Origin of the sequence: Amycolatopsis sp. cmx-4-61 (assembly GCF_046548775.1) — a bacterium.
In the GTDB taxonomy this organism is placed as follows: Bacteria; Actinomycetota; Actinomycetes; order Mycobacteriales; family Pseudonocardiaceae; genus Amycolatopsis.
Map to the genome: position 1 here is coordinate 1 of NZ_JAEBEI010000065.1, position 949 is coordinate 949.

2 protein-coding genes are annotated in these 949 nt (G+C 67.0%); both read left to right on the forward strand.

The window, feature by feature from the left end; genetic code table 11:
• The first annotated feature begins 40 nt into the window (after window positions 1–40).
• The gene (locus ACLJOU_RS46915) at window positions 41–448 is read left to right on the forward strand and encodes a transposase (RefSeq protein WP_410575787.1); all 408 of its coding nucleotides are present in this window, start codon (window positions 41–43) and stop codon (window positions 446–448) included.
• Between the two features lie 40 nt (window positions 449–488).
• The coding region (locus ACLJOU_RS46920; protein WP_410575788.1) for a transposase at window positions 489–949 on the forward strand (461 nt) is incomplete at its 3' end.

A 949-nucleotide genomic window follows, 5' to 3' on the forward strand; every position in this document is an offset into this window, starting at 1 on the left:
CCTAGGGCGTGTCTGACAAAAGTTCCGGCTGGCTGCTGGGATGCTGCTGGTCGTGTCGCGGTTTCAGTTGCTCTCCGATGATCAGTGGGCGTTGATCGAAGACTTGCTGCCGGTCCGGACCGGTAGGCGTGGTCGGCCGTTTTCGGATGCGCGAGCGATGGTCGAGGGGATCATCTACCGGTATCGGTGCGGCCTGGCCTGGCGGGATGTGCCGGCGGTGTTCGGTCCGTGGCAGACGATCTGGACCTGGCATCGCCGGATGGCCGGCGACGGCACCTGGGACATCGTGCTGGAACGCCTGCTCGCCGAAGCTGACGCGGTCGGCCTGGTCGATTGGTCGGTGTCGGTGGATTCCACGATCGTGCGGGCGCATCAGCACGCCACCAACATCACCCGCCCCACAGGGGGCTGGGTCGAACTACACGGATCTGCTGACCGAGCCGCCTGACCACGCCATCGGCCGCTCCCGCGGCGGCTGGAGCACCAAGGTGCACCACCTGGTCGACGGGAACGGCCGGCCACTGGTAACGCTGCTCGGTCCTGGTCAGGCCGGAGATGCGCCGATGTTCCCGCACCTGATGCGGCATCTGCACGTCCCTCGCCGTGGACGCGGTCGGGCCCGGACCCGGCCCGACCGCGTCCGCGGTGACAAGGCCTATTCCTCGCGGGCGATCCGTGGGCATCTGCGCGCTCGCGGCATCGCTGCGGTGATTCCCGAGCCTGCTGATCAGGCCGGGCACCGCAAACGCCGCGGTTCCCGCGGCGGGCGACCACCCGCCTTCGATGCGGTTGACTACCGCGGCCGCAACGTGGTCGAACGACGGTTCAACCTGCTCAAACAATGGCGCGGCCTGGCCACTCGCTACGACAAGCTCGCCATCGTCTACCGATCAGCGGTTGTTCTCCATGCAGTGATCACTTGGACCAAGGCTTTGTCAGACACGCCCTA

What these genes read in the sequence shown, in the direction of transcription:
- ACLJOU_RS46915 (WP_410575787.1), top strand. Translation starts at nt 41, where the DNA reads ATGCTGCTGGTCGTGTCGCGGTTTCAGTTGCTCTCCGATGATCAGTGG.